Annotated in this window: 5 protein-coding genes; all 5 read right to left on the bottom strand. The window is 60.7% G+C overall.

The window, feature by feature from the left end; genetic code table 11:
• Nucleotides 1-175 precede the first annotated feature (175 nt).
• Nucleotides 176-2,179: a cytochrome o ubiquinol oxidase subunit I gene (gene cyoB, locus EN925_RS16000; RefSeq protein WP_164894229.1), complete on the bottom strand. Its 2,004-nt coding sequence runs from the start codon at nucleotides 2,177-2,179 to the stop codon at nucleotides 176-178.
• A gap of 2 nt (nucleotides 2,180-2,181) precedes the next feature.
• Nucleotides 2,182-3,153 (bottom strand): ubiquinol oxidase subunit II, encoded by a 972-nt coding sequence (cyoA, locus tag EN925_RS15995; protein ID WP_245460913.1) that lies wholly within the window; start codon nucleotides 3,151-3,153, stop codon nucleotides 2,182-2,184.
• 556 nt (nucleotides 3,154-3,709) lie between these two features.
• Nucleotides 3,710-4,579, bottom strand: coding sequence for an MBL fold metallo-hydrolase (locus EN925_RS15985; protein ID WP_127368459.1), 870 nt, complete (start codon nucleotides 4,577-4,579; stop codon nucleotides 3,710-3,712).
• A gap of 522 nt (nucleotides 4,580-5,101) precedes the next feature.
• Entirely contained in the window at nucleotides 5,102-6,733 is a 1,632-nt protein-coding gene (locus EN925_RS15980; RefSeq protein ID WP_127368460.1) for an ABC transporter ATP-binding protein, read from the bottom strand.
• The coding region (locus EN925_RS15975) for an ABC transporter permease (protein ID WP_164894228.1) at nucleotides 6,723-7,247 on the bottom strand (525 nt) is incomplete at its 5' end. The genes EN925_RS15980 and EN925_RS15975, both read right to left, overlap by 11 nt.

The following is a 7,247-nucleotide window of genomic DNA, read 5'->3' as shown; positions in this document are numbered from 1 at the left end:
ATGTCGGACAGCAGAAAGATCCAGAAGCCATATGCCACGGTGACGAATTTCGACGCCGGGCCGCCTTCACCGTGGCCGGTCGCCGAGCGCACGCCGCGTCGGCCGCCCTGCCCAAGCCCACAGCTGTCTCGGGCCTGGGTGCCCGCGCCGAAGTCGCCGGGTAGCGCGTGATCGCTCATGCCGGCCGCTCCCAGCGCCGCAGCCGGGCTGACTGTGCGGCCTTGTGGTCATCGTCGATGCGCGCGACCTCTTCGGCGGGAATCTCATAATCCCCATGATCGCGCCAGGCGAAGACGACGAAGGTCGCGTAGGCGCCGATGAAGCCGACGATCGCCAGCCACCATATGTGCCAGATCAGCGCGAACCCGATCAGCGTGCTGAAGAAGGCGGTGACGAAGCCTGTCGGGCTGTTGCGCGGCATCTCGATAGGCTCGTATCCTTGCTCCGCACCGGGCCTCTTCTCCTCCCTTGCCCGTTGCTTGATGCGCCAGTAGGGCTCTTCATCCTCGACGTAAGGCAGCCGCGCGTAGTTGAAAACGGGGGGAGGGGAAGACGTCGACCATTCCAGTGAACGCCCGTCCCATGGGTCGCCTGTCTCATCGCGAAGCTTGTCGCGATGTCGGATCGAAACGGCGAGTTGCATGATCTGCAGTGCGGCGCCGGCGATCATCACCAGCACGCCGAACACGGCCACCACCAGCCATGGCGCCCAAAGATCCATGTCGATATGCTGCAGGCGCCGCGTCATGCCGAGCAGACCGACGATATAGAGCGGCACGAAGACCAGCATGTAGCCGGCCAAGGTGACCCAGAATGCGGCCTTGCCCCAGCCTTCGTGCAAGCGGAATCCGAACGCCTTGGGAAACCAGTAGGTGAAGCCGGCGAACGCGCCGAACAGCACGCCCGAAATGATGACGTTGTGGAAATGCGCGACGAGGAAAAGGGAGTTGTGCAGCACGAAGTCGGCCGGTGGAACGGCAAGCAGAACGCCGGTCATGCCGCCGACGGTGAAGGTGGTCACGAAGCCCAGCGCCCAAAGAATCGGGGTGTCGAAGGGGATGCGCCCGCCATACATGGTGAAGAGCCAGTTGTAGATCTTCACCCCGGTGCCGACGGCGATGACCGACGTGGCGATGCCGAAGGCGGCGTTGACGTCTGCTCCGGCGCCCATGGTGAAGAAATGATGCAGCCAGACCATGAACGAGACGATGCAGATGAACATCGTGGCCGCGACCATCGAACGGTATCCGAACAGCGGCTTTGACGAGAATGTCGAGAAGACCTCGGAGAAGATGCCGAAGGCGGGAAGCACCAGAATGTAGACCTCGGGATGGCCCCAGGCCCAGATCAGGTTGACGAACATCATCTGATTTCCGCCGGCTTCGTTGGTGAAGAAATGGAAGCCGAGATAGCGGTCCAGCGTCAGCATCGCCAGCGTGGCGGTGAGGATCGGGAAGGCTGCGACGATGAGCAGGTTGGACGCGAGCGAGGTCCAGCAGAACATCGGCATTCGCAGGTAGCCCATACCAGGCGCACGCATCTTGAGGATGGTCGTCACCAGGTTGACGCCGGTAAGCAGAGTGCCGACGCCGGAGATCTGGATCGACCACAGATAGTAATCGACACCGACGCCCGGCGAGTAGGTGGTCTCCGACAAGGGGGCATAGGGCAGCCAGCCGGTGCGCGCGAACTCACCGATGACAAGCGAGATGTTGACCAGCAGGGCTCCGGAAGCCGTCAGCCAGAAGCTGACGGAATTGAGTGTCGGAAAGGCTACATCGCGTATGCCAAGCTGCAGCGGTACGGCGAAATTCATCAGGCCGATCATGAAAGGCATCGCCGCGAAGAAGATCATAATCGTGCCGTGCGCGGAGAAGATCTGGTCGTAATGCTCCGGCGGCAGGTAGCCCGGCCCGTGGATCGCCAGCACCTGTTGCGTGCGCATCATGATGGCATCGATGAAGCCACGCAGAAGCATGAGCATCGCCAGCACAATATACATCACGCCGATGCGCTTGTGGTCGACCGAGCTTATCCACTCGTTCCACAGATAGGGCCAGTAGCCCTTCACCGTTATCCATCCAAGCACGGCGACCGCTGCCAGAAAGACGCCGAGAGCCGCGACGAGCGGGATGGGTTGATCGAAGGGAATGGCCGACGAGTCGAGCTTGCCCAGCATCGTCATTCCGCCCCTTCTGCCTGTGGATGATGCCCCGTCGGCGGCGCCGCCGCGGGCAATGCCTTTGGGCTCACCTGTGGCTCGCCGCCGGCGGCACTTTCGGCCGGCCCCGGACCCGGGGGCAATATCTGCTGAGCGACGGCATCGAACAGCCCGGGCTGAACATGGCCGAACGTGGACGGCGGCACGTTGGTGCTTTGCCGGGCGAGCTCGCGATAGGCATTCGCGTTGAGCACGCCGCCGCCGCCACGCAGCGACGACGTCCAGCGGGTGAAGGCATCGGCTGAAACCGCGCTCACGCTGAAGTTCATGTCCGAGAAGCCGTCGCCGCTGAAGTGCGCCGACTGGCCGAAAAAGCTGCCCTCGCGGTCGGCCTGCAGATGCAACTCGGTCTGCATGCCGTTCATGACGTAGACCATGCTGCCAAGCTGGGGCACGAAGAACGTGTTCATCACGCTGGCCGAGGTCAGCTTGAAATGAACTGGAACGCCGGCGGGGATGACCAATTGATTGACAGCGCCCACGCCCTGCTCGGGATAGAGGAACAGCCATTTCCAGTCGAGCGCCACCACCTGGATGTCGAGCGGCGGCTGCGCGGAAGGGATCGGTTTGCGCGGATCGAGCTGGTACGATCCGTAATAGATGAGCCCGCCAAGGAAAAGGATGGTGAGCGTCGGGATCGACCAGACGATCAACTCGATGCGCCCCGAATAGGTGAACTCCGGGTCATAGCGCGCGTCGCTGTTCGAGGCGCGGAATTTCCATGCGAAGGCCAAGAGCGCAACAAGCGTCGGAACAACGATCACCAGCATCACCGCCAGTGAGTTCAAGAGGATCGTGCGGTTGCCCGAGCCAATGGGTCCTTGCGGGTCGAGCACACCCCCCGCACAACCGGGCAAGAATGCGATTGCCGGGATCCAGAGCAGTTGCCGCCCCGGCTTGGGGCTGGATGGCAACAACACTTGCTCGGCCACCAATCCTGGAGAGGACGCGTTCTTGGGGCACGCGCTCTTGGCACTTCTCATCTGAAGCCTTCCTCTGAACCAACTTCAAGGCGCGTGGCCGGGGTGCCGCCCTCCGCCGGACGAAGGACCTAACTGGCGCTTCCCCGGTTTGTTCCTCCTCGCTGGCTCGTGCACAAACTCCAATTCGGCGGCACGGCGATGGAGCACAGCTAAGTCGATCACCCCATCAAGCTGGTGGAGCCGGGACCGCTCCACGGTTTTGGCCCATGAGCGAATCGACGCCAGTCATGGCTAGTGCCCGAACTTCTTGCCGATCGCCGCGCCGGCGGAGAGGACACGTCCTTCGGGGTGCTCGTTTTCCATCTGACGTCTGCTCCTGATGCGGGATTTTTCGGGGCTGGCCGCAAGTCGCCCAAGCGTGCAACGCCTAACTGGCGCCTCCCGGGATTGTTCCGCTTGTCAGTGTTTGGGCGACATGGGCGCGACCCGAGGGGGGAACTCTACCTGCTCGAGAGATGGAGTTGTTCAACGTGACCATATTCACAACGACGGCGGCTCGGTTACCTCAGCTATTTGCAGCCGTCGCTGGCTCGCGTACGAATTTTGATTTCGGCGGGACGGCGAACACCGTGAAGCGCTCAGCCAGACTGTCAAGAGCTTTACGCATGCCCACTCCAGCGGCAGCCGCACCGTGTCCAGTGATGACCATCTGAGGGTTCAGGTCAGCCAGACGCTTCACAGATCTTTCCGCCGCATCCCAGTCCGGCGTGAAGTAGCGCGGCGGACCGTGCATCTCGAGATCCTGGACGGCGACCTCATAGACCGACTCCTGACCGGTGGTGATGAAAGCGTCCCCTACGATCAGCGAGCGGTCTTCCTCGCGCCAGAGCGAAATGTGACCAGGGGCGTGCCCGGGTGTGTGCAGCCATTGCCATCCGGGCATTCCGGGGACCGATCCGTCGGCGGGCAAGAGTTCCAATCGGTTGCCAAGATCGATCGGCCCGCGTGGAAAGAGCGGCGAAAGCAGCGCCATCAGTCCGCCCCCGACCCAGGGATCCGGTGGCGGATAAGATTCAGTTCCGTCCAAATAGGGTCGCTCGAGTCGATGCGCGAAGACGGGCACCTCCCACCTATTCGCGAGGTCCAGAACCGTTCCCACATGGTCAAAATGGCCGTGTGTCAGGATAACCGCGGCAGGCCGTGCGTTGGTGCCAAACCGCTTTTCCGCGACCGCAAGAATACTGCTTCTCGACGTCGGCAACCCCGTATCTATTAGCACCCAGTTCCGATCTCCGCTGCGCGGTGCGCCGAAGAACACGACATTGACGATTGCCAGCCGCAAATAACCCAGGTCCGGTGCGATGCTCCAGGCACCGTCGCCATGATCTTCGCGCCTGGCGTGGTCGATCTCGGAAAGTCGAATCTGAACGGTCATGATCCCGTGCCTCGGTTGTTGCTGCGCGTTCATCGGCGGCGGTGGTACATGCCGAACTTGGGCACGGCCCCCTTGTTCCTTCCTTGATCCTCGTTCGCCACCCGGATTGCAGACAGTGCGACTAACCCGACGTTATTTATTAACTGGTTACGAGGCGGTTCGCCCAAATTGAGTCAAGAAGCTAGGCCACCCATTCGCTGGCTGCATTTATCTTACACCCCTTGGCAGCTTTGCTGCCCAATCTTGGTCATTGAGAGATTAGCAGCCGCTTCCAAAAAGCAGACATCACAGGGACTGCGTCGTAGCTCCGATGTGCCTCAGAGCGCTTCTTTTAAGCAAACAGAAGCTGCCGTTCGTGAGCTAATACCGAGATCTCCTGGGTCGCCAGCTTTCTTAGCGACGAAACGGTGAAATGGTTGGCTCCGTTTGTCGGGCTGGCCAGCCCGATTGAAGCGGAGCACGATCATGCCCTTCAAAGCACGTGGAAGGATGCCAGGGGCCTAGGTGGACGGGGTCCCCCTCTCAGACTTTCCGGCCGGCCAGCAGCCTTGTAAGCCAGTCCGGATCCATTTCCGGTACGGACGACAAAAGCCGTTCGGTGTAAGCGGCATGGGGAGGTGTGAGAACTTGGCTCTTCAGTCCCTGTTCAACGACTTTGCCCTGGTGCATGACAACGATTTGGTCGGCTATCGCTCTTACGGTAGCAATGTCGTGGGTAATGAAGATGTAGCTCATTTCGAGTTCACGCTGCAGGCGCATGAGAAGCTTGAGGATTTCCTCTTGGACGATCTGGTCGAGCGCGGACGTGATCTCGTCACAGATGATAAGCTCTGGATCGGCTGCCAACGCCCGGGCAATGCAGACGCGTTGCTTTTGGCCGCCCGATAGCTCGCCAGGCAGGCGTTCCAGAAAATCCTCGCTCATCTCGACCATGTGCATAAGTTCGCAGATCCGGCGATCCTTCTGCGCGCCCTTTAGGCCGAGGTAGAATTCGAGCGGCCGAGCTATGATTTCTTCGACCGTCTGGCGCGGATTCAGGGCGTTGTCGGGCATTTGGTAAATCATCTGCATGCGGCGCAGGACCTCCTTCGGCCGCGTCTTCAGGCTCGTGGAAAGGGGCTGCCCGGCAAAAGAAATCAAACCTGAAATTGGCGGCAAGAGACCGGTGACGACTCGCGCGAGCGTCGATTTGCCCGAACCGGATTCGCCGACCACGGCCACGGTTCTTCCGCGCGGGACCTTGATGGAGACATCCTGGAGCACCTTGACCTTTCCTGCATAGGCCGCGGTAACGTTGTCTATCGTCAGCAGATAGTCATCGGCTGGAACTTCGGGCTTGGCGAGCTTGCGTACGGCCCAGAGCGTTTTGGTATATTCCTGGCTGGGCGAGGCCAGCATCTGGCGTGTATCAGCCTCCTCTACGGTGCGTCCGTGGCGCAGAACCATGATACGATCCGCCATTTGCGCCACCACCGCCAGGTCATGCGTCACGTAGATTGCAGCGGTGTTGAATTCCTCCACGATGTTGCGAATGGAAGCTAGAACTTCAACCTGCGTGGTCACGTCGAGCGCGGTTGTTGGCTCGTCGAATATTATGAGGTCCGGACGACAAGCCATTGCCATCGCTGTCATTGCCCGTTGCAACTGCCCGCCGGAGACCTGATGAGGATAGCGAAAGCCTATGGTCTCCGGTTCTGGGAGTTGAAGGCGTCGATAAAGATCGACGGCGCTCCGGTTCGCCTCTTCCCGGCCGGCAATTCCATGCGCCACCGCTGTTTCGACGGTTTGTTCCAAGAGCCGATGTGCCGGATTGAAAGAGGCAGCCGCGCTTTGTGCGACATAGGCAATGCGGGAGCCCCTGAGGCGACGGCGCCCTTTTTCATTGACTGCCAGAAGATCAATCCCGTCGAACAGGACCGAGCCTTGCATGATCCGGCAGCCCGGCTTGGCATAACCCATTGCGGCAAGGCCAATGGTGGACTTGCCGGCGCCTGATTCGCCGATCAGGCCAAGAACCTCGCCCCGCTTCAGCGTCAGATCGATCCCGCGGACAATCGGATGCCAGCGCTCGTCCGAGAACCCCTCCACATGCAGATTGCGGATTTGAAGTAGATCCTTGCCTTTTTCGCGTGAGCCTGGACCGCTACTTTTCATCCCGCAACCCGCTTGTTGCGTGCAGGAACCAGTCCACAACGAAATTCACGGACACGGTAAGGAGAGCAATCGCGCCGGCCGGAAGTAGCGGGGTGACGTCGCCGTAGGTGATCAGGGTCGCGTTCTCGCGCACCATTGATCCCCAATCGGCCGTCGGCGGCTGAATACCGACGCCGAGAAACGACAGCGCCGCGACTGTCAGGAACACGAAGCAGAATCGCAAGCCGAACTCGGCGACCAGTGGCGGCATGACATTGGGAAGGATTTCCTTGGCGATGATCCATTTTGGTCCCTCGCCGCGTAATCGTGCCACCTCGACATATTCCATCACCGCCACGTTAAGCCCGACGGCGCGAGAAAGCCGAAAGACCCGGGTGGAATCGAGAAGCGCAATGATGACAATCAGGCTCGTGATCGAAGAGCCGAAGATCGTCAGCAGCACCAGCGCGAAGATCAGACTCGGGATTGACATCAGCACGTCCACCGCACGTGGCAAGATCTGGTCGAGCCACCC

The organism is Mesorhizobium sp. M7A.F.Ca.US.006.04.2.1, assembly GCF_004022915.1.
GTDB classification, from domain to species: Bacteria; Pseudomonadota; Alphaproteobacteria; order Rhizobiales; family Rhizobiaceae; genus Mesorhizobium; species Mesorhizobium ciceri.
The sequence above is the reverse complement of the archived record's forward strand: the minus strand, read 5'-3'. Positions and strand labels throughout refer to the sequence as shown.

Coding starts and splice junctions, on each gene's coding strand:
- EN925_RS15985 (WP_127368459.1), bottom strand. CDS start 4,579: ATGACCGTTCAGATTCGACTTTCCGAGATCGACCACGCCAGGCGCGAA.
- EN925_RS15980 (WP_127368460.1), bottom strand. CDS start 6,733: ATGAAAAGTAGCGGTCCAGGCTCACGCGAAAAAGGCAAGGATCTACTT.
- cyoB (WP_164894229.1), bottom strand. CDS start 2,179: ATGCTGGGCAAGCTCGACTCGTCGGCCATTCCCTTCGATCAACCCATC.